Source organism: Salinispora pacifica CNR114, assembly GCF_000514775.1.
GTDB lineage: Bacteria > Actinomycetota > Actinomycetes > Mycobacteriales > Micromonosporaceae > Micromonospora > Micromonospora pacifica.
Map to the genome: position 1 here is coordinate 1 of NZ_AZWO01000061.1, position 19,058 is coordinate 19,058.

The 19,058-nt window shown below is 69.1% G+C and carries 15 protein-coding genes and 2 pseudogenes; 1 reads left to right on the forward strand and 16 read right to left on the reverse strand.

Going from position 1 to position 19,058, the window contains the following annotated elements:
- Window positions 1–114 precede the first annotated feature (114 nt).
- Window positions 115–372 (forward strand): annotated as a pseudogene (locus tag B118_RS31190) (amino acid permease); the annotation flags it as partial.
- Window positions 373–599: 227 nt separating this feature from the next.
- On the opposite strand, the gene B118_RS0123895 reads toward B118_RS31190, so the two are convergent.
- The 16 genes and pseudogenes from B118_RS0123895 to B118_RS29145 all read right to left on the reverse strand — a co-directional run bounded on the left by B118_RS0123895 (window position 600) and on the right by B118_RS29145 (window position 18,883).
- Window positions 600–1,532, reverse strand: coding sequence for a 2-dehydropantoate 2-reductase (locus B118_RS0123895; protein ID WP_028193589.1), 933 nt, complete (start codon window positions 1,530–1,532; stop codon window positions 600–602).
- Entirely contained in the window at window positions 1,529–2,053 is a 525-nt protein-coding gene (locus tag B118_RS32020; RefSeq protein ID WP_155256600.1) for a hypothetical protein, read from the reverse strand. The genes B118_RS0123895 and B118_RS32020 overlap by 4 nt, the downstream gene beginning before the upstream one ends.
- 19 nt (window positions 2,054–2,072) lie before the next feature.
- Entirely contained in the window at window positions 2,073–2,285 is a 213-nt protein-coding gene (locus B118_RS29655; RefSeq protein WP_155256601.1) for a hypothetical protein, read from the reverse strand.
- A 506-nt stretch (window positions 2,286–2,791) separates the two neighbouring features.
- Window positions 2,792–3,259, reverse strand: coding sequence for a DIP1984 family protein (locus B118_RS0123910; protein ID WP_028193591.1), 468 nt, complete (start codon window positions 3,257–3,259; stop codon window positions 2,792–2,794).
- Window positions 3,260–3,543: 284 nt separating this feature from the next.
- The gene (locus tag B118_RS29660; RefSeq protein WP_028193592.1) at window positions 3,544–4,026 is read right to left on the reverse strand and encodes an RNA-dependent RNA polymerase family protein; all 483 of its coding nucleotides are present in this window, start codon (window positions 4,024–4,026) and stop codon (window positions 3,544–3,546) included.
- 368 nt (window positions 4,027–4,394) lie between these two features.
- Window positions 4,395–5,954, reverse strand: a complete 1,560-nt coding sequence (locus B118_RS0123920) for a DUF6297 family protein (protein ID WP_028193593.1) — start codon at window positions 5,952–5,954, stop codon at window positions 4,395–4,397.
- Window positions 5,951–6,637: an ABC transporter ATP-binding protein gene (locus tag B118_RS0123925; RefSeq protein WP_027646044.1), complete on the reverse strand. Its 687-nt coding sequence runs from the start codon at window positions 6,635–6,637 to the stop codon at window positions 5,951–5,953. The genes B118_RS0123920 and B118_RS0123925 overlap by 4 nt, the downstream gene beginning before the upstream one ends.
- A 90-nt stretch (window positions 6,638–6,727) precedes the next feature.
- Window positions 6,728–8,761: a TOMM precursor leader peptide-binding protein gene (locus B118_RS0123930; protein ID WP_028193594.1), complete on the reverse strand. Its 2,034-nt coding sequence runs from the start codon at window positions 8,759–8,761 to the stop codon at window positions 6,728–6,730.
- Entirely contained in the window at window positions 8,754–10,469 is a 1,716-nt protein-coding gene (locus B118_RS0123935; RefSeq protein ID WP_027646046.1) for a YcaO-like family protein, read from the reverse strand. The genes B118_RS0123930 and B118_RS0123935 overlap by 8 nt, the downstream gene beginning before the upstream one ends.
- Window positions 10,466–11,827, reverse strand: a complete 1,362-nt coding sequence (locus tag B118_RS29130) for a SagB/ThcOx family dehydrogenase (protein ID WP_043541959.1) — start codon at window positions 11,825–11,827, stop codon at window positions 10,466–10,468. The genes B118_RS0123935 and B118_RS29130 overlap by 4 nt, the downstream gene beginning before the upstream one ends.
- Entirely contained in the window at window positions 11,824–12,915 is a 1,092-nt protein-coding gene (locus B118_RS0123945; protein WP_080678157.1) for a thiopeptide maturation pyridine synthase, read from the reverse strand. The genes B118_RS29130 and B118_RS0123945 overlap by 4 nt, the downstream gene beginning before the upstream one ends.
- Window positions 12,912–13,892 (reverse strand): lantibiotic dehydratase C-terminal domain-containing protein, encoded by a 981-nt coding sequence (locus tag B118_RS0123950; RefSeq protein WP_028193596.1) that lies wholly within the window; start codon window positions 13,890–13,892, stop codon window positions 12,912–12,914. Before B118_RS0123950 ends, B118_RS0123945 begins: the two co-directional genes overlap by 4 nt.
- Window positions 13,885–16,542, reverse strand: a complete 2,658-nt coding sequence (locus B118_RS0123955) for a lantibiotic dehydratase (RefSeq protein WP_080678159.1) — start codon at window positions 16,540–16,542, stop codon at window positions 13,885–13,887. Before B118_RS0123955 ends, B118_RS0123950 begins: the two co-directional genes overlap by 8 nt.
- Window positions 16,543–16,618: 76 nt before the next feature.
- The gene (locus tag B118_RS29135; RefSeq protein WP_043541961.1) at window positions 16,619–16,807 is read right to left on the reverse strand and encodes a thiomuracin/GE37468 family thiazolyl RiPP peptide; all 189 of its coding nucleotides are present in this window, start codon (window positions 16,805–16,807) and stop codon (window positions 16,619–16,621) included.
- Window positions 16,808–17,056: 249 nt separating this feature from the next.
- Complete coding sequence (locus B118_RS29140; RefSeq protein WP_050591671.1) at window positions 17,057–17,827, reverse strand: hypothetical protein; 771 nt, start codon at window positions 17,825–17,827, stop codon at window positions 17,057–17,059.
- Window positions 17,828–18,232: 405 nt separating this feature from the next.
- A pseudogene (locus B118_RS29145) lies at window positions 18,233–18,883 on the reverse strand (nucleotidyl transferase AbiEii/AbiGii toxin family protein).
- Between the last annotated feature and the right edge of the window lie 175 nt (window positions 18,884–19,058).

A 19,058-nucleotide genomic window follows, 5' to 3' on the forward strand; every position in this document is an offset into this window, starting at 1 on the left:
GCCCGGTGGAGGACCTGCCGCAGGGCTGTTCGCCGACTCGCCACGAACCAAATATACACAAGGCACCTTGGGTAAAATTCACGCTGTTCACCTCGGCCCCCTAGGGTCTGGTCCGTGGAGCGGTTGGCGCGGCGGCTGGGGGTAACTGATGCGGTGGTCATCGGGACGGGGGCGATGCTCGGCGCGGGCGTCTTCGTGGTGTTCGCTCCAGCTGCGGCGGCGGCCGGCGGGACCGGACTGCTGGTGGCACTTACGCTGGCCGGGTTCGTAGCGTTTTGTAATGCGACCAGCTCGGCCCGGCTGGCGGCCCGCTACCCCGAGTCCGGCGGCACGTACGTCTACGGGCGGGAGCGGGTAGAGCCTTCCCCCGGCAGGTTGACCGCCCGACAGGAGGACACGGCGCTGGTCCGGAAACGGCAACTGGTCCCTGCTGACCGCACCGCCGGCGAACGACGACCTTCCACGCCACTGCTCCGGGCCGACACGAGCGGACGCCCGGCGTGGTCGTTCAGCAGCGGGACTCGGCGAGGCCCACGAACTCGTCCACGGCGCCGGGGACCTCCAACTCGTAAGGGGCAACGGAGCGGCGAGGACCGGGGTCATCCGGGGGCCAGCGCTGACTGCTCCACGCGGGCGGAGAGCAACTCGTACACCATGTCGTGGACCGGCGTCGCGGTGCCGGTGGCGGCGCCGAGCCGGACCACCGCCCCCGTCCACGCCTCCAGCTCCGACGGGCGACCCGCCAGGATGTCCCGCTGCAGTGACGAGCGGCCGTTCGCGGGCTGCTGGTCGACGAAGGCCAACGTGCGCTCCACGATGTCGGCCGGCAGGTCGACCTCCATGGCCCGGGCCACATCGCGGATCTCGCCCATCAGCGTGACGAGCAGTTGCCGGGTGCCGGGACGCGTGCGCAGCACACCGATGCTGGCGTCCGTCACAGCGCCGAGCCCACCGAACGGCACCACGAAGAGGAACTTCGACCACAGCTCGGTCCAGATGTCCGCCGGCACGGCCGTCGGTACGCCGGCGTCGTCGAGCACCTTGCGCAGGCCGTCGACCCGCGGCGTCACCTGGTTGTCCCACTCGCCATAGGTCAGCAGGCCCGGTCCGCCGACGTGCCGGACCTGACCGGGCGCCTCCAGGCTCGCGAAGACCTTCGCGCTGCCGGGCAGCACCGCCGCCCGCCCGTACCGCTGCGCGACCCGGTCGGGCGTGTCGACCCCGTTCTGGGTCGTGAGGATCGCCGTGTCCGCTCCGACGAGCGGGTTCAGGCTGTCGAGGACGGCATCGAGCCGCCAGGTCTTCACCGCCAGCAGGACGACGTCGGCGACGCCCAGGTCACCGGGGTCGTTCGAGGCAAGCACCTCCGGCATCACGAATTCGCCGGCGACGCTGCGCACCACCAGGCCCTGGCGCCGCATCGCTTCCAGGTTCACGCCACGGGCCAGGAACCCCACCTCGTGGCCCGCGTTCGCCAACCGGCCGCCGAAGTAGCCACCGATCGCACCGGCGCCGATCACCGCGATCTTCATCGTTGTCGTCCTCCCAGTCCTGCGGCGGTCATAGCAGCTCCTGCTCCAGCATCCGCAACGTCCGGTACGTCCGTTCGATCTCGCACGGGTCCTCGTGGACCAGGAACAACGCTCCGGGGGAGGAATTCAGGTCGACTGTGCGCCGCGTGGACGCACCCTCCTTGACGCGGAACCGGACGCTCTCGAAGGCCGGCAGGCGCGCTGCCGCCCTCGCGGAAGGCGGCCGCTGGTAGCGGCACCTCGCGGCGGGCGATCAGGTTCATGCACCGGGCGTGCCGGCGGCGGTCGTAGCGCAGCGGCCGGTCGGCAAGCACCGTGGCGTCCCGCCGGTAGCAGTCAATCGTCAGCCCCACCTGGTCGGCGCCGGTGGCCAGCCCGACAGCCACCGGGTTGGCCAGGCCCGATAGGCGGGCACCAGTATCCAGCAGGCGGGGCCCGTCGCCGGTGACGAGCAGTTCGGTGTGCGCGGGGCCCTGCCGAATCCCGAGAGCGTCGAGGACCTCCGCGACGTACGCGAGCACCTCCGCGAGCCGCGGGTCGTCAGCCGGGAGCAGGTCCTCGTACGAGTAGATCTTTCGCTGCCCGGCCGATGTCGATCTTCGTGCAGAGCCAGACGTCGGTGAACCGGTGCACGCCGTCCCGACTGACCGTGTTGACCACGAACTCGTCGCCGGTGAGGAACTCCTGGACCAACACGGCCTCGTTCACGCGGAGCATGAGGTTGGTCTTGTCGAGGATCAACCTGGGCCGCACGGAGGATCTCGTCGTCGGTCTCGCACACGTACGCGTCCTCGGATCCCGCGCTGTCCAGCGGCTTGACGACCACCTTGCCGAGCTGTTGGCCGGTGCGCCAGGCCACCAGCTCCGCCGGGTCCACCGCACGCAGCTGCCGCGGCGCCGGGAGTCCGGCGGCGGTCAGCGCCCGCATCATCAGATCCTTGTCCGTTTCGACTGGAGGTGGCACCACTGTGAGCGTGACAGTCGAGCACGGCCCCGCGCTGGATGAGGCCGCTCTATACACGGCCCGGCTCTGTTGTACGAGATTGCGGAAGTCCCCTGTCCCGCCCTCACCGTCGTGGATCTGCACCCGGTGGTGTGCCGTGCCCTGTGCGCCGTCACCTGTGTGCTGTGCTGGGCATGCGATGTATACCGGGGAATCGAACCCCTGCGCCTGCCCTCGGCGCGCCACAAGTGAGCCGGATTGCCCGCCGGCTCGCGGGTACGTGCACGCCTCCACGTCGGCTACCTGCTCCGCAACATCAGTCGAGCAGATCGACCTCCCAATTCGTCCGCTGAATCAACGTGTCCACCTCGCGTAACTGCCGGGCGAGGTCGTCAGCCTGCCTGCGCAACTCGCTCACCGACAGCGCCGGAACCATCGTCAACTCCGAGCGCAGCTGCCGATACCCACGCTGGCCTTCCCCCGCGGCGGCGTCCGCGGCGGACGTGACCACGCTGTGCCGCAGCCGGAGCACATCGCGACGCGCGAGCGCGTCGGTAAGTGTGCCCCCCTCCCGTGCGACGGTGGCAGCGTTGGTGCGGTTAATCCGCCGGATCAACGACTCCAGCTCACCGAGCGCCTCGCCCGCCTCCGCGAGGAGCGCCGAGGCATCCTCAGCTGGCGTCTCACCCTCCTGATAGCGGGCGCTAGCCGTGATGCGGGCACGGAGTTGTTCAGCGCGGCGCGCCGCGTCCGAACGCAGCGCCAATGCCTCAGCAAGCTTCATGGACACCATTATGACCAACGAAGATCAGCACCGCTGCCCCATTAATGCTGACGGGTTGGCGGTCGGACGCCCACCGCCGCTACCCCCATCAGCCTCTATCTATACCCGGAGGCTGACTACCTGCCGGTTCCTATTTTGTTTTCGTGTTAGTGGGTCGCACACGCGTGTTGCTGTGCTCGCTTGCTGAAGATCAGCAGAACGGGCGTAAGTCCTGCTCAGGCCAAGCTTCGGTCGGTCCGACGCGTCCTCACCGAGATCCGGTGAAGGTGCCGCGCCGCGTCATTTTACGGTGTCGCGAGAGCTTGGGCCAGCAGCGTGGCGAGTTTGGCTGCGCGTGCCGGATGGTGATGGCTGGCCCAGAGAACTCGTCCGATGAGGTATTGAGCAAAGTCGGGGTGGCCGGTCCGATTCTGCGCGGCAGCCGGTGCGCGCGGCGTTGTGGAGGATGGCGCGGAGCCGGTCGTACTCGTCGCGGGGTGTGGCGGGTGTTGGTTGACGACGAGTCCGGCGAGGAGTTGCCGGTCGGCCCGACCACGGACGCGGGTCTTGTCTGGATGGACTCGGAACCCCTCCTCGCGGGCGATGTCGGTGACGTCGGCGATCAGGTCGTGGATGCGGCGGGTGGTGAGGCTGCCGGAGAAGGCGAGGTCGTCGGCGTAGCGGGTGTAGGTGATGTCGAAGGCGTCGGCGAAGCCGGTGAGGCGTCGGTCGAGTCGGTAGGCGCACAGGTTGGCCAGAGCGGATAAGGCCGGTGCGTCTTGGGGCAAGTGGCCGGTGCCCAGCGCGGTGAGTCGCGTCGCCTGGTGCGGTAGGTCGGTGGGTGCGCGGCGCAGGACGTGCGGGTGGTGCAGAGTCCGGTGGGGGTGTGGGCGATGGGTTCGGGGTAGCCGGCGGTGCGGAATGGTCCGTGGACGCGGGTGGCGGTGATGTGGGTGCAGAAGGCGAACAGGTCGATCCGGACGACGACCGGCTGTGCGGCGTGGGCGGCAGCGAAGGCGTGTGCGGAGCGGTTGGGGACGAAGCCGTGGGCAGTGGGGTGGACCGGAATGGGGCCGACGGCCCGAACCTTGGCGGCGGGACAACGGAGGGCTCGTGGAGCAGTCAGGTCTGGCTGAACCGACCCGAGATGGAACCGTTAGCGTCGCTCGTCGGCGCGGCCGGCGAGGAGCACGAATGCCACCAACCCGACCACCGAGATGATCGCCTGGGGCAGGAGCATGGCGGCCGGTGTGCCCGTGATCAAGGCGGCCAGGGTCGGGATGGTGAACAGGATGGCGGTGTCGTAGCCGGTCGCGGCCCAGTGCAGTGGGCCGGTCGGCAGGATACCCATGGGGGTGACGATCGGTGGCAGTTCGTGGCGTACCGCGCCGCGTCGCGCGGCCCGCAGTGCCCCCGCCGCCAGTCCTGGCCCTGCGGCGGCGCCCAGGATCGGCCAGGCCCAACCCTCCGCGCCTGGAGTCCGGGCCGTGAGCAGGGTGCCCGCGCCGACACCCCACGCGACGGCGAGGACCGTCGGCAGTACTGACCGGGCGGCGAGCAGGGCCGGACCGGGGAGGGTGAGCAGCCGACGCAATGCCGGCAGGTCCCGGTCCCGTCTCGCGTTGACCGTGCAGGGGGTGACCGCGGCGAGCCCGCTCAGTAGCCAGCCGACGGCCAGTGTGATGCCCCAGCCGGTAAGGATGCCCAAGAGGGTCGGGATCAGCAGCGTCGCCCCGGCGACGAGGAGATGCTCGGGCGACCGGCGGGTCACGAGGAGATCGTGGCCGACCACGGCGCGGGGGCCGGCGATCCTCGGCAGCCGACCACCCGTCCGGGGCCGAGTGGCCCATCGGTGTTCCTCGGCGGCCCGGGAGGCGATGCCCGGGTCGACGGTGATCAGTCCCGCGCCCGTGATCGCCCCCAGCGTGCTGCCCGCGGCGAGCCGACGTAGGGGAAGCCGGTCGAGCCGCCACACGACGATCCCGGCCACCATCAGGGCCGCCACTGCCACCCACAGCAACCAGGACCCGCCCCGGCCGTCGGCGGCGGCCTGCGGCCAGCCCCACGGGCCTGTCCAGGCCGGCACCGGCGTGCGGGCCATGGTCAGGACCGCGGCCACCACGCCGAGGAGCACCGCGATCCGCTCCAGCACCGCCGTCGAGGCGTCGGTCACGGTCTGGATCACCACGGCCAGGGCCCCGGTCAGCACAGCGGCGGCAACTCCGGCACCCACCACCGCCGCGGCTGCCGCTTGATCCTGCGCGCCCACGACGGTCACCACGAAGGCGCCGTGCAGTGCACCGGCGACGGCGGCGACCGACAACACCATCGCGGCAGAGGGAAGCAGAAGCAGTCGCCGGTCGACGGGACTGGCCAACCACCACGCCAATGTCGCCGGGGTGGCGGTGACCGGACCGAATCTGGCGGCGAGTGTCAGGGCGAAGGCGTATCCCAGCAGACCCACGGCGAGCAGCGGTAGAGCCGCTGCGGAATCTGCGGCGCTTCGGTCGCCACTGAGCAGCCGGGGCAGCGTACCGGCCACGACAGCGATGCCCACCAGGACGGACAGCGCCACGAAATAGAGGCTTCCGGCCCCGCCCCCGTGCTCACGGCGGCGCTGCCTCAGCCACCGCCGTGACGCCCCGGGCGGGTTGGCTCGCACCGGCTGCGCGCTGGACACCGCGGGACCGGCGGGCGCACGCCTCACTACGCTCATCGTGCTCTGCTGCGTCGACGGGCCCGCTTCCCCGACGCGACTGCCGGCCCCTCGGCGGCGTCCCGGTCCAGCGAGAGCGTCCGCCGGCCCAGGCCGGCAGCGAGCGTGGCGTCGTGGGTGACCAGCACGACCGCGCCGCCGCGACCGGCGTACTCAGTCACCAGGCGATCGACGCTGTCACGGCCGGCCTCGTCGAGGTGCCGCTCCGGTTCGTCGAGCAGCAGGAGCCGGCTCGGACGGGCCAACACCATCGCCACCGCCAGCCGCTGACGTTGACCGGACGACAGTTGACCCGGAACGGTGTCGGCGAAGCCGTCGAGGGCGAGCGCCTCGGCCAGGTCAGCGGTGGTGAACCAGTCGCCCGGCATGGGGGCGTTGACCAACTGGACGAAGCTCAGGTGCTCGGCGGCGGTCAGGTTCGGATACCAGGCGCCACCGTCGAGAAGGGCGGCGACGGACCGGCGGAATCGTGGCTCACGGTCGTCGGCCGGATGTCCATCGAGCGTCACCGTGCCTTCAAGTGGCTGTTGCTGGCCGGCCAGGCACCGGAGAAAGGTGGATTTGCCGCTGCCGTTGCGGCCGGTTGTCACCAGCACCTCGCCGGAGTCGACGTCCATCCGCAAGGCGCCGAACAGAGGTTGGCCCCGGTAGCCCACGGACAGATCACGGCACTGGAGAAGCATCAGGGCCTTCCTCCTCACCACCGGGCGGTAGGGCTGTTTCGTCGGTTGCAGGCGCTTCGACACGATACCGGAGTCGTGGACCGAGGACGGTCAGGGAAACGGGTGCGGATGAGGATTGATCGCCGAATCCGGCAGCGCGGAACTGCGGTACCCGAGGCGTGCGGGGACCGTTCTCAAGCGATCCAGTCCGTGGACCCGCCGATTGGCGTGGCCAAATGTCATCGGCAGGGCGCCTGGCACGAGAACCTTGACGCACGACAGCCCCGCAGCCCGGTGTTCCGCAGTGGTCTGGTCCACCACCAACACGTCCAGACCGGTGGAGAGGAAACGGTCCATCAGCGCGTGCAGATCGTCGCGCAGGTCGTCCTGGGGAACGAGACCGCATCGGCGGGCCATATCGGCCACCGTGGTGGTCCGGTCTCCGCCGCGTAGAAAGTCCAACCGGCCACCCACCGCCGGGTGGGAGTAAAGCAACGAGTGGTCGACCATCCGGCGGACCAGGGCGTCGTCGCGGATCATGGCTTCGATCCGATCGGTGTGTCCTGGAGCTGACCGGGCCACGCTCGCCGCGATCGGCCCGAGCTCGCCCAGAGCCTGCCGCAGCGCCTGCTCGGGGTCGGGGTGGGCACCCCCCGCACAGACCAATGCAGGGCTTCCGGTCCCTGGATGTCGGTGCGTGGCCATCGCCCACAGGCAGGGGACACCCTGCTCGACGGTGATGTCGTAGACAGTCACCTCGGCGCTGGTCGTCTCCTCGATCCGGTGTACCAGCATGCTGGTGCGGGGGTCACTGGTGGAGGTCAGGTCGATCCGGGGTGCCGGAAGGCGAGCAAGCCAGGTCAGCAGGAAGGCATCCCGCTCGGCAACCTCCAGCAACCCGAAGAGGATGGCCTCCTCCATGCAGCTACCGAGAGCGCATCCATTGGAGATCTCGTCGACGAATCGCGGCTCGTCCGGGTGCGTCAACGCCGTGCCCCAGTACGCCACGGAGAGCGGGACGAGGACCGGTCGGTTCTGACGGAACGAGTGCGCCCACACCCAGGTGCAGACGGTGTCCTCGGCGAAGGGCACGAAGGGGGAGTCGGGTGTCGCATAGGCCTCCGGGGCGTGCGTCCCCAGCGCGCGCGGGTCGATCGCGTCGGAGGATATCGCCCGGTACGGTGCCCGTACCGTCGGCCGGCTGCCGCCGGGACTGGCCCCGCCCCAACGCTCAACCGCCTCCAGTAGCGCGGTCGAGTCACTGCTGCGGTAGTTGTCGGACCGGCCCCATCCGGACTCGGTCACCGGGGCGACGGTGGGATCACCTCCTCGCAGACCGAGCGGTGCCCGGGCGACCGTGAAGCCCGCCTCGTCGTCGCGTTCCACCCGCCGGACCAGACCGACGTACGGGTCGACGAATAGTGTGCGTAGGTCGTCGAATTCCTGCCGCAAGTCCCGCAGCCGGTAGCGGTCCGGTGCCGACTTGGGCCTGCTCCGCAGATCGAGCCAGGCCCGGTCCGGTCCATCGTCGGGCAGTGTGCCGCAGTGCGGGCAGAGAGGATCGGCCAGGAACCGGTGTGTCCGCACATCGAGGGTGTCCAAGGACAGTCGCATGACCGCCCCCACTACGCGCAGGTCCGCGTACCGCCCTTCCCGCATCGCCGTCACTTCGGCGGCGACGAGTTCGGCCGCTGCGGCGACCGCAGGTGCCGGAATGCCCGCCGGTGGCGCGTCAGCCAGGCGGGCCGCGTGACGGGCGCGCAGGGCCCGGAAGTGCTCCTGCGCCCGGCTCCGCCGCAGATCGACGCAGGACGGGCACCCGGGCGCGCCCAGTCGATGCCACGGCCCGATCACCACTTCGCCCGGTTCGCCGCGAACGGTCAAAGTGCCGGCCGCCGGGACCTGTGCCACCTCGGCGGTGGGATCGTCGACATTAATAGGCCACCCTTCGGTGACCAGCACCAGCGGGCCGACCGACCCGGGCGGAGCTAGGTCGGCGGACCACAAAGCCCGTGCCGGCGTGTCGGTCGGTCCGGCGCCCACCGATACCCGCCGCAACCCGTAGGAACCCAGCAGGTGGGCTACCGCGTCGGAGATCGAACCGGTACCGGCCAGCAGCAGGTCCATACCGCGAACGTCACCCATCGACGAGCACCGCCCGCAACACGTACGGCAGTACCGCATGTACGGCGGGGTCATGGTCCAGCGGCACGACGACGGGAGCAGTGCCGTTCCGCCGGAACGCGTCCACAAGACTGACCGGCTCCGCGTCGGCCGTCGGAGCGCCAGCCGTCGGCACGTCCACAGGTGTGGAGGCGTAGCGGGGATCGCTGTGCCACGTGGACTGGGCGTGCAGCAGCGCCTGAGCGAGCGCGTCCCGCGCCGCCGCCGGCTGATCCACGCCGGCCGCGCAGCCTATGACATCCTCACCGCACATGACCGCCACGACCGGAACATCGAGTGTCCCGGTCACGTCCAGTACCTGCAGCGGCTTGCCCGCTCCGCCCAGCATCGTCCATAGAGCGCGAATGGCGGGCTCACACTGGTCGAGTTCGATGTCCCTGGCGGTCGGGTCGACATGTCGAGTACCCAGTCGGTGTCGCGCGTCCGCCACGACGTGCGACAGGAGCGCGGCCTGTAACGCCTGGCCCCACGAACAGCCGGCCGCAACGCCGACCGGGAGGTCCGGGCCCGCGGCCTCGAAGACCAGCGCGGCCGGCAGTTGGACCGGTTCGCCGTCGGGCAGACGGACCCCCCACACAGTTCGGCCAGGACCGAGGCGCCGCGCGTCGACGACACGAACGGCGTAAGCGGCCAACGCCCGTAGGGCCGCTGCCCTACGGGCGTCGGTGTACGTGCGAGCGGCCGCCCGGACCGGGAGCCGACCGGTGGGCGCAGCCACGTCGATCTCGGTGACGTGCAGAGGTGACTGAGCGAAGTCGTGCTCGCTCACCGCTCGAAAGATCCCGACGGTTGGGTCGATACAGGCCGCCACCTGGCGGTCCAGATCCTCAACGCAGACCGGTGCTCCCGCACGCAATCGGCGGACGGCGTAGACGGCGCCGCCGGGGCTACCGACCTCGGCCGGTGCGGCCAGCGGATGCGGCAGGACCCGTATCGGAGTGGTGAACAGGCTCTCCGCGTGCACCAGGCGCATCACCGGCTCTCGCTGTTCGCCGTCGAGGGTGCGTTCGACCAGACGGACGAACTGCCGGGCGATCTGTCGGACCGCTTGGTCCGAGGGCGAGGGCCCCTCCCTGTCGGCGGTCCGGTCGATCCGCGTCCAAAGGGCTGCCGCGCCGGTGTACACCCCCACCGGCCCGATCCAGCCGTAGCCGGCGCGTAGGGCGGCGAGCCCGACCGGCGTGCCGCTGCTGGCCGCCCGCTCGACGGCGGCGGCAGCATGGGGTGACAAATCATCGGTCGTGTGCAGTATGACCTTCTCGATGGGGTACGTGGAGATGGCACCCCTTTCCGACGTCGTGTGCACCGATCGCCAGCCGGCCGTCAGGAGGGCGTCGAGGGTCGCCGCGTGCAGCCGTCCCTCGCCGGTCAGCACCACATGTGGTCGGCTCACTGCTGCGGCGGCCCGACCGCTCGGGAGTTCCTGGTCGGCGTCCTCGACCACGCCTTGGTCATGGAGAAGATCGACCAACCGGGTCAGGGCTGCGCGATGCCGCAGCGTCAGACCCGAGGCCAGTTCCTCAAGGGTGTGACCGCCGTCAAGGAAGGGTGTGAGCCGCCGGAGCCAGGTACCGGCCCCGGCCACCCGGACTAGTTCACCCCTCAGGAGGAACGCGGCGTCCTCGCCGGAGCCGACGTCATAGGCGTCGTCGCGCAGGCGCGGCCTCATTGCCCGGCCCGCCGGCTACCCAGCGCGAACTCGCCGACGCTGGACTCGTGTAGGGAATCGCGGCCAGAGGCGGCGGCGAAGAGGTCGACGTCACCGGTGCCGAGGGCACAGGGCGCCAGCCCCATCGCGGTGGCCACCAGGTACATCGTCTGCATGAGAACCCCGACGTGCTTGAGGACGAGGGCATACCCCATCGACTCGTACTTCCACATCAACCGGCCGAACCGCGCCGAGAGCAGAATCAGGACCTGCGGCTGTTCGTGGCCCGCCATCGCCCCCGCCGAACGCCGTAGCAGCGCCCGGACCGCGACAGGCTCGGCCGGAACCCGAGCCAGCCCATGCTGGAACGGGTCATAGTGGTAGAGCCCGGACTCAAGGCCGTCGACGCTGCGCACCAGGAGGTAGATCTCCAACTCGTGCAACCGCCCGCCGCTGGGGTACGGCCGGTCGGACATCTCGACACCGTGGTGGTCGTCGCGCGCCCGGACCCGGGCGCAGCGGTACAGGAATTCCGAGATCTCCGCCAACCGGATCGGCCGATCCTCGTCATATGAACGGTAGGAACGCCGTGACTCAATGGCTTCGGACAGGGTGACCTGGTCGGCTGGCAAGCCGGCGAGCTGCGGTGCGGGCAGTGGGACGTAACGCCAAGCGGAGTCATTGCCGACGGCCGGCAGCGCAGGGAAGACGCCCTTCGCCCACGTGGTTCCGCCGAAGTCCACCCCGAGCCGGCGGTGGGTCCGATCCCGGCTCTCGTGGTGGAACCAGAGTTCGTGCGGACGCCACTGGGCGTGCGCCAGGTCCGCCGCCTCTCCATCGTCGCTGGCGGTCAGCAGCCCGCACGCCCACAGCCGGTCGGCGAGCGGAGCGGATACCCCGGTGAGCAGCACCGAGCCGGCCCGGGGGACCGGTGCGATGAGGGCGGTTAGGGTGGCAACGAGGGTCGGGTCGTGCATGGTGAGCTGTTGTGTCGCCAACGGCGACTCCAGCACAGCCGCGGCCCCCGCCCGTCTCAGGACGGCGAAGCGCGACAGCACCGGCGAGGTCGGCGCGGGATATTCCTCGGGCCTTCTCGGCCGCCCGACTGGGGACAAGGCATACGTGGGACCGCTGTCGGCCGTGCCCACCTCCAGGCCGGCCCAGCCGCCACCGACCAGCAGCCGGTCCAGCGCGGCGGGAAGCTCCGTTCCGGTGCAACTGCCGTCGGCGAGCCGGATGAGGCTCGCGCGGCCACGCTCGTCCAGGACGCCCAGGCATACCGTGTCGGGGCCGCACACCAGATGGACCTCACCGCTGCTCGCGGTGACAGCGGAGACGCCTGGTCGCAGCCGAATCCGTACCTCTTCGACGCCGCTCACCCCGCGACCTCCGTCGGCGCGGGCAGGACCACGTCCGCCGCTGCCACGCCGTAGAGTTCCTCGGCTACGTTGGCAGCGAAGTGGCACAACATGAAGCGGTGCAGCGGGGTGAGTCCCAATCGTGTCAGGTACAAATAAGTGTAGTTAAGAACCAGTCGATAGGTCGCGAACCAGGTCCGGTGCACCGGTCGACGCTCTCCCAGAGCATGGCGGTGGAATGGGCTGCGTCGCAGCATCTCCACGACATCGGCGTTACGCGGGTCGGCCAGGTCGACCTCCGCCCAGGGTGGATCCATGCTCAGCGCACCAGAGCGAATCAGGGCTTCGCCGCGACGCCGGACCGGCTCAACGGTTCTGGCCCAGGTGGTGATGCCGTTCGCGCTACCCGTGTCCAGGCAGGACAGCAGCCGTTTGGTCCTTTGTAGCAGTTCGGGGCGGTATGCCGCGTATCGATCCTGCCACCGCTCGCGTAGCCCGTGCGCCTCCGGCCACCAGGATAGAAAGGCGTCGGCATGGGAGCGGAAGGAGACGAAACCTCGGGCGAAACCGACGCTGGAGAGGAGGTGCGCCGAGGCGATCATCAGGTCGTACGCCATTGTCGGCAATGAGGACCCGGCAAGCGTTTGACGGGCCGCGGCGAAGGCGAGCGGTGTCGTCGCCACGTGGAACTCCGCTAGGAGTTCGGCGGCGGTGGCACTGCCGAGCACCTCGATCCGTTCGTCCACCGGAATCTCTCTGATGGAGTTATCCGGTCGAAATGGTGTCAAAGAATCCCGGATCTGTTCGAGTTCAGCCAGCCGGCGATGTTGAGCCAGCGTTCGATCCGGGTCGAGGACAGTGGTGGACGGGTGCCGAACCAGAAAGCCACCCACCACCTCCTCGACTAGGGGAAGCACGGTCGTGTCGAAGGCGGCGTCATCAACGTCGAACATCAAGCGCAGGTGTGGCCCGCGCAGCCAGTGGCGCAGGTGATACGCGCGGGGGACTGCGGTGCCAAGGCGTGCGAAGAGCGGTTCGACAGCTTCGACGACCAGTCTGTCTCGGGACTCGTCGTGGTAGTGCACAGCGACGCACCGCCAACGGCTCATCGTGCCTCCTCCCACTGCTCGGCGATGGTGAGGGCGGCCATCTGGCGGAGAAGTCCCTCGGACTCCAACCGCACCCCGATTCGGTTGCAGAACAGGTGTGCACAGATGTCCAGCACGGGTATGGCCTGGGCGGCCGGGTCCAGGTCGAGAACCGTTGAGGGATGGCTCGGCGGCGTGAACCTGCCAGCGGCAATTTCTTCTGTCAATATGTTGTGCAACGTCCGGATCGACCGCGCCCAGCGCACGAAAGGCTCACTGGCGGACAACCGATCCTGTTCCCGTACCAGCCGACGCAGCTGCATTGCCGTGCGACGGAGTGACTCGCGCTGCGGCGCGAAGCGCTGCGGCGCGGAGACACCGGGTGCCGTGTCGGTCACCAGCTCCGTCCAGTTCGCGGTCTGGTCGGCGAGCGCGGCGAGCAGGTCACCGCGCTCCCCGGCGGCCACGAACCAGGTCAACACAATGGTGGCGAAGGCTGCGGTGTCCCTGGTGGCGAGGGCGGGACGGGTACCAAGCAACTCCAGCGCCAGCTCGGTGGACTCGGTGAAGTGCTGCTCCACGGCGGCGGCGGAGCCGCCGGTGCCATACCTCGACTCCTCCCGAACGTAGGGGACGAATGCCATCGTGTTGTTGGGTTGGAGCCGATGTGGTCGGCCGGTACGCTCCCAGCGGGCCAACTGACCTGCGGATCGCTCGTACGTCTCCGCATCGAGGAGCGTCGGCGACGGGCGGGCAGCCAACCAATTCTGGCACCGCTCGCGCAGCAGCGTCCGAAGCGGGAGCGCAGCATCCGGTTCGGTCGGCCGCAGCCGCCACCGAACATGCGGTCCGCCGTCCCAATAGCGCAGGAAAAAGGTTTGCCGCACGAGTCCGGCTTCACTGAGCTCACGGCTAACGGGACCGGCCAGCCCGGTGAGCAGCGGGTCCAAGTCCCCCTGGTAGAACAGGTGAACGCTGAGCCAGTCTGGTTCAGACACTTTGGCGCCTCTCACTGAGTTCGATGATCATCTCGGTGACCCGTGCGTCTCCGTCTGTCCCGTCGTGGGCCAGCGGTGCGGGCAGTGCCTCCTCGAATGCGACCGAGCCCGACCCCGGCGAGCAGACGTGCTCCAGAACGCTCAGCAGCCAGGGATTGGTTACGTCGATGTACATCGGCTTGCGGGCCTTGTCGAAGACCCTTGTCTGCCAGGGACCGACCTCGGTCACGGTGCGGATGTAGCTCCGGCTGGGGATGCCCGTCTCCCGCAGCCAGCGGGCGAGCCGGACTAGGTGATCGGCGTCGTTCTCGCCCGGCTGCCGCACCGGGATCCGGTCGATCGGCACGATCCAGCGGGCGCGCTGCAGGGTCAGCCGGCCGACCTCGATCCGTGGCTGCCGGATAATTCCCTCGACGTGTTGTTCGCCGACGGTCACGACGGGGAACTGCGGGTGCATGAAGAACGACTGGCCGAACGCGGCGAACATGAACCTCGCCGCCGGTGGCACAAGGGGGTCGGCCATCAGCCCGGTGTGCGCCGGCAGGACGGGGACGCGCAGCGGGGGCCAGCCGAGTTCACGCAGCCCGGACCGGGAGTTGCGACGCACGACGAGCTCCCCGAAGGGGATGCGCTGCCCGCCGGGGCGATCGCTGTTGGTGAAGGGATAGTCCACCTCCCAGGGTGCGGTGGGAGCGCGGAGGTTCATGGCTACACCGAAGGTGCCGGAGAGCTCCGCGACGGCGTGCGCATCGGCAGCGGCGGCCGCGACGTGCTTCGCCGGCCCAAATGAGCCGGCCAGCCGTCGCCACCGACCCCTGCCCCTGCCGTACCCGCCACTGACCACGTTCACCACCGCCCGGAGTCCGTCCTCAGTGGGTCGGGGCTGCAGGTAACAGGAAATCGACGGCGGAGTGGTCACCCAGGCGGGCCAGGTGGCGGCGAGCGCGGCCAAGCGTTCGGGCGCGACGACGACGGAGCTCCCATCCCGCCTAGCCGCAGAGAACACCTCCATCGACCGCCGGCGGAGTTCGGCGAGCCGCTGCAGCCGTGGGTCCGCCGCCCGGTCCAGGTCCTCGGCGGCTAACGGCGTACCGAGCTGCAGGAAGCGGCTCCAGTCCGCCGTCGGTTCGGCACCGAGGTCATGCTGAAGGGCGGTGTACATCTCCATCAGATTGATCTCGCGCCGATCGGGGAACCGGGTCGCGCAGTAGGCGTCGAGCGCGATCCGCACCGGGAGCATTCGATCGTGCAAGCCCAACCATTGGCGTACGACGTCGAGGTCGTCGAAGACCGGTTCCCACGCGGCGGCGGATGCCTGAGCTCTCCCGACCAGGACAGCGTTCTCGTGCAAGGCGGCTTTGCGTAGGCGGTCGTCGGGTTGCCAAGGCAGACCAAGCCCGTTGCCCACATCGGCGACCGTCTCGACGAGGAGGCGCTGTCGCCGATCGTGGGCGGCCAGATCGCTCGGATCGTCGTTCGCGTTCAGCGTCTGGTGCAGCCGGCGTAGACGGGCGGCGACCGTTGACCTTTCGGCGTCGGGGAACGTCTCTCCGGGCTCGCTCGGGGCGGTGTCACGGCCGGTGGCTGCGATGGTGCCGTACCAGTCGGCAAGCTGGCCTTCCGGATCCGGCGCCTGATCTGTCACCGGGTGTCGCGCCTCGATCAGGCCAAGGTGGAGGAGGCGTTCGAGGAACGGCCGGACGTCGGTGGGCTCCTTTCCGGACTTCATCGCGACCAAGGCAGCGAGGTCACCGAGGAATCGGCCGGGCTCTGTCGCCACGACATCCAGGCAAAGAGCGAGGCTTGGGCTCAGGGGCACCGAGCGAATGGCCTCGTCCGGCCGCGGTCCCAGGAATGTCACGGTGTCGCTGCCGCGTACGGCGGAGGGATTCAGCCGTATCGGCAGCCTGTCGGCTATTGCCGGGTCGGCGAGGAGTCGCTCCACCACCTGCCCGAGCACCAGCCGGTCGAGTTCCGGTACGCACCGTAGCGGCCCGTCAAGGGGAACCCGCAGCAGCGCTCCGCCGGTCGACCATTCCCCGAGTGCGATGCTGGTAAAGGTGCTGTAAGGGCTGGTCTTCGCGGCCGCTCGGGACACGTACTTCGCCAGCCCGAGCAGAAGTCGGGGCCGTGGTCGGTCGAGGTGCCCGGCCACCCAGCGTCTGGATTGCGCGGCCAGCGACGGGCTCGCCTGGGCCAGACCGCGCTGCAGGGCGGGTGCGGCGGCGGCGTCGCGGAGGGCGGACATCGAACCGTGCGCTTCTGCGGTGAGGCCCTCCCGCAGCCTCTGGCTCCGCTCCGCCCGCTGGCGGAGCAGGGACAGGAACGCCTCGACGTCGTCTATGACGCACGTCGGTAGGCAATCCCGCAGTTCACCCGGCCAGTCGGCGGGCCGTGGGGGCCGGCGAGCGTAGAGGGTGCGCCGGAGGGCGACCAGCCTCGGCTTGACGGCGGCGAGGGCTGGACGACCGATGACCTCGTAAAGGGTGTCGCTGAGCTTGTCCGCCTGCCCGGCGATCGTCTCGTCGAGATCGAGGAGCTGCTGAACCTGGGCCCAACTCCGATGCTGGACCCCGGCGGTCAGCACATTCCATGGCAGGCCAGCGACTCGGACAACGAAGGGCCGCTCCAATTCGTAGCTATGCCGCATGCTGTTCCTCCGCAGACCGTCGGGACGGAAAGGGAGCGCCGGTCGTTACCGGCGCTCCCTTTGAGCTAACCGTTCATCACGGCGTGGACGAGCAGGACGACCCGCAGCTCGGCCACGAGGCGCCGTTCTCAACAAGGCCGTGCCCCGCAGTGAGCGACTCGACGGTCAGGCCGCCGTCGGTGAGCTCGAAAACGCTCAGCGGCAGGTCGTCAACGTCGAACTCGACGCCGGCGCTGTCGAAGGCCGTGTGGTCCTTTGCGTTCATGCGCTTCTCCTCTCTGATCGTTCCGCTAATCCATCGACCCGGGTGCGGCCGACGTTAGGAGAGGCTGGACGACGTGACAACGCCGTCATTTTTGCTAGCGCAGCGTGACAAGTTGCTCAGGGTAGCTGCGTCTGCGGCCAGAAAAATTATGGAGTCACCGCCTCCGAGCTCTGTTTCTATGACCAAAATATGGATCCCCGCCTAGTTAATTACTGGTTACACCACGTGTTTGATAACTCTGTGCGTTGCTCACACTGGTTGGACGGCACCCTCACCCTCGTGTGGAGTGGATGACGAGCGCTCAGGGCGAGAGGATGAGTTGGCGGACGGCTCGCCCCTGCCCGAAGGAGGGTCGGGAAGCAGGGATAGGTGACCTTCCCGCACCATCTCGTACCGGAGGGCGACGGACGCTAGCGCTTCGCGCTTCCAGCGCACCCGTCCTGATGCGCTGTCCTGGTCGAGGTAGGGTCGCAGCTTCCCGCGCGCCAGGTAGGAGATGTGGTAGTTCACCGCGTCCCGCGTCAGGTCGCGGAAATCCGGCAAGGGCCGTAGTCGTTCAACGATCTCGGAAGCCGTGGGTGCGCCCACGGGCAGTCCACCGCGCAGCCGTGGCTCGCAGAGCGCTACCAGAACGGCAAAGTATTTCCGCTGCTCGTCCAGTGACGCGAAGCTGGCGGCGCTCGGCGGAAGCATGTCGACCGGATCGACCATGCGCGGTGGCGGAGCCAGGACGTGGAAGCCCTCTGGGCGGTGGTTACCGGGCAGCACCACCCGGGCCAGCTCGAAGAGGATCGGTGCCGCTCGACGGCCCGGGCGCACCTTGACGTACTCCGATCTGTCGTTCAGGTTCTCCACGACATACGGGTCGACCGCGCTGAAGTTGGATAATGTCCAGTGGTCGGACTCCGACGCGACTCGGCCGGCCACGACACTGATCTGTGCTCCGTCCCCAGTTACGGTCAGTCGCTCGCTGCGGCGTCGATAGCCGAAGACCGCGGCACGGCCGGGCGGCAGGGTCATGGGCCCACTCTTCGATGTGTTCCCCCGTGCCGGCAACTGAATGATCAGGCCCCTCATCAGGGTTTCCTCCCCGTAGCGGACAGCGGCAAGGGGGAGTTGGCCGCATGCGGCCAGGCTGTGATCCGGTGTTCACCTTCGATGCCCCCGCCGTCGACGTGTAGCAACACCTTGGAATCGGTCGTCACTTACTGTCCAAGACCTTACGCCAAGTGGCAGCATTCCACGGACGGCATTCGATCGGTGGTCATCACCGCATTCGAGGCCCAAGACGCGCATGAGGCGCAGTCAGCTGTAGCGGCCAGGGTCGGCATGGGGCCGAACGCCGTGGTCGCCAGCACAGTGGTCTACGTAGTTACGAGACTCCTCCAGCGGATGCCAACCCGGGTGAACCGGTGCCAACGCGGGTCACCGCGGCGCTTCTTCTGGTCGCGACCCGGGGTTCGTGTCATCCTCGCCGTCGAGCAGTTCGCGGCGCCACTCCGCGAATTGGCTTCGGAACTCGTCCAGCGCTGGGCCGGTGACGCCGTACTGGGCGAAGTCGTCAGGATCGAGCTGGGCGGCTTACCCGAGGGCGTCAGCGAAGATGCGCGACTCGAAGCCGCGGTCGGCGCGCTGCGTGAGGGTGAGAAGGGTGTGGCGGGTGTAGCGGGTGTAGCGGCCGGACCGGAGGGCGGCGTCGATGTCGATGAAATCCCGGGCGAACGCCCGCCCGTAGAGGGCGCTCATCTGGTTCGCGACCGCGTCGTCGGGGTGGAGTACCGGGCCGATTGCCATGAGAATCGGTTCGTTGGCACGCCAGTCCACACCGAGCTCGACCTTGGAAACCCGGATACCGTCGGTGACGGCCAGCCGGGCGAACGTGTCGTACTGCCGCTCGGTCTCGACGGTCAGGCCGTCGTCTCGGTAGGCGTGCAAGACGGCGGTGACCGCGGCGGTGAACTCGTCGCGGCGGTCCCAGGCGGTGAACAGGTCGACGTCCTCACTGGGTCGCTCCAGCAGCGGCCTACCTGGTGGAGCCACTACAGCAGAGACGACCTCATCCCATGAGCCGGCCACGCGCGAGTGACTCGCTGACGACGACGTCTTCCTCGGCCCAAGGGACCTGAACCGCGACAGCGACGACTGGGCCACCACACGGCTAATGACAAACTCGTCGAAGCCCCCGCCGCAAGCGACGCCCAGCCGGGGAGCGGACAGCCCACATCATCTTCGATGATGTGGGCGGTGTGTG

Coding starts and splice junctions, on each gene's coding strand:
- B118_RS0123895 (WP_028193589.1), bottom strand. CDS start 1,532: ATGAAGATCGCGGTGATCGGCGCCGGTGCGATCGGTGGCTACTTCGGC.
- B118_RS0123910 (WP_028193591.1), bottom strand. CDS start 3,259: ATGAAGCTTGCTGAGGCATTGGCGCTGCGTTCGGACGCGGCGCGCCGC.
- B118_RS0123920 (WP_028193593.1), bottom strand. CDS start 5,954: ATGAGCGTAGTGAGGCGTGCGCCCGCCGGTCCCGCGGTGTCCAGCGCG.
- B118_RS0123925 (WP_027646044.1), bottom strand. CDS start 6,637: ATGCTTCTCCAGTGCCGTGATCTGTCCGTGGGCTACCGGGGCCAACCT.
- B118_RS0123930 (WP_028193594.1), bottom strand. CDS start 8,761: ATGGGTGACGTTCGCGGTATGGACCTGCTGCTGGCCGGTACCGGTTCG.
- B118_RS0123935 (WP_027646046.1), bottom strand. CDS start 10,469: ATGAGGCCGCGCCTGCGCGACGACGCCTATGACGTCGGCTCCGGCGAG.
- B118_RS0123945 (WP_080678157.1), bottom strand. CDS start 12,915: ATGAGCCGTTGGCGGTGCGTCGCTGTGCACTACCACGACGAGTCCCGA.
- B118_RS0123955 (WP_080678159.1), bottom strand. CDS start 16,542: ATGCGGCATAGCTACGAATTGGAGCGGCCCTTCGTTGTCCGAGTCGCT.
- B118_RS29135 (WP_043541961.1), bottom strand. CDS start 16,807: ATGAACGCAAAGGACCACACGGCCTTCGACAGCGCCGGCGTCGAGTTC.
- B118_RS29140 (WP_050591671.1), bottom strand. CDS start 17,827: ATGACCCTGCCGCCCGGCCGTGCCGCGGTCTTCGGCTATCGACGCCGC.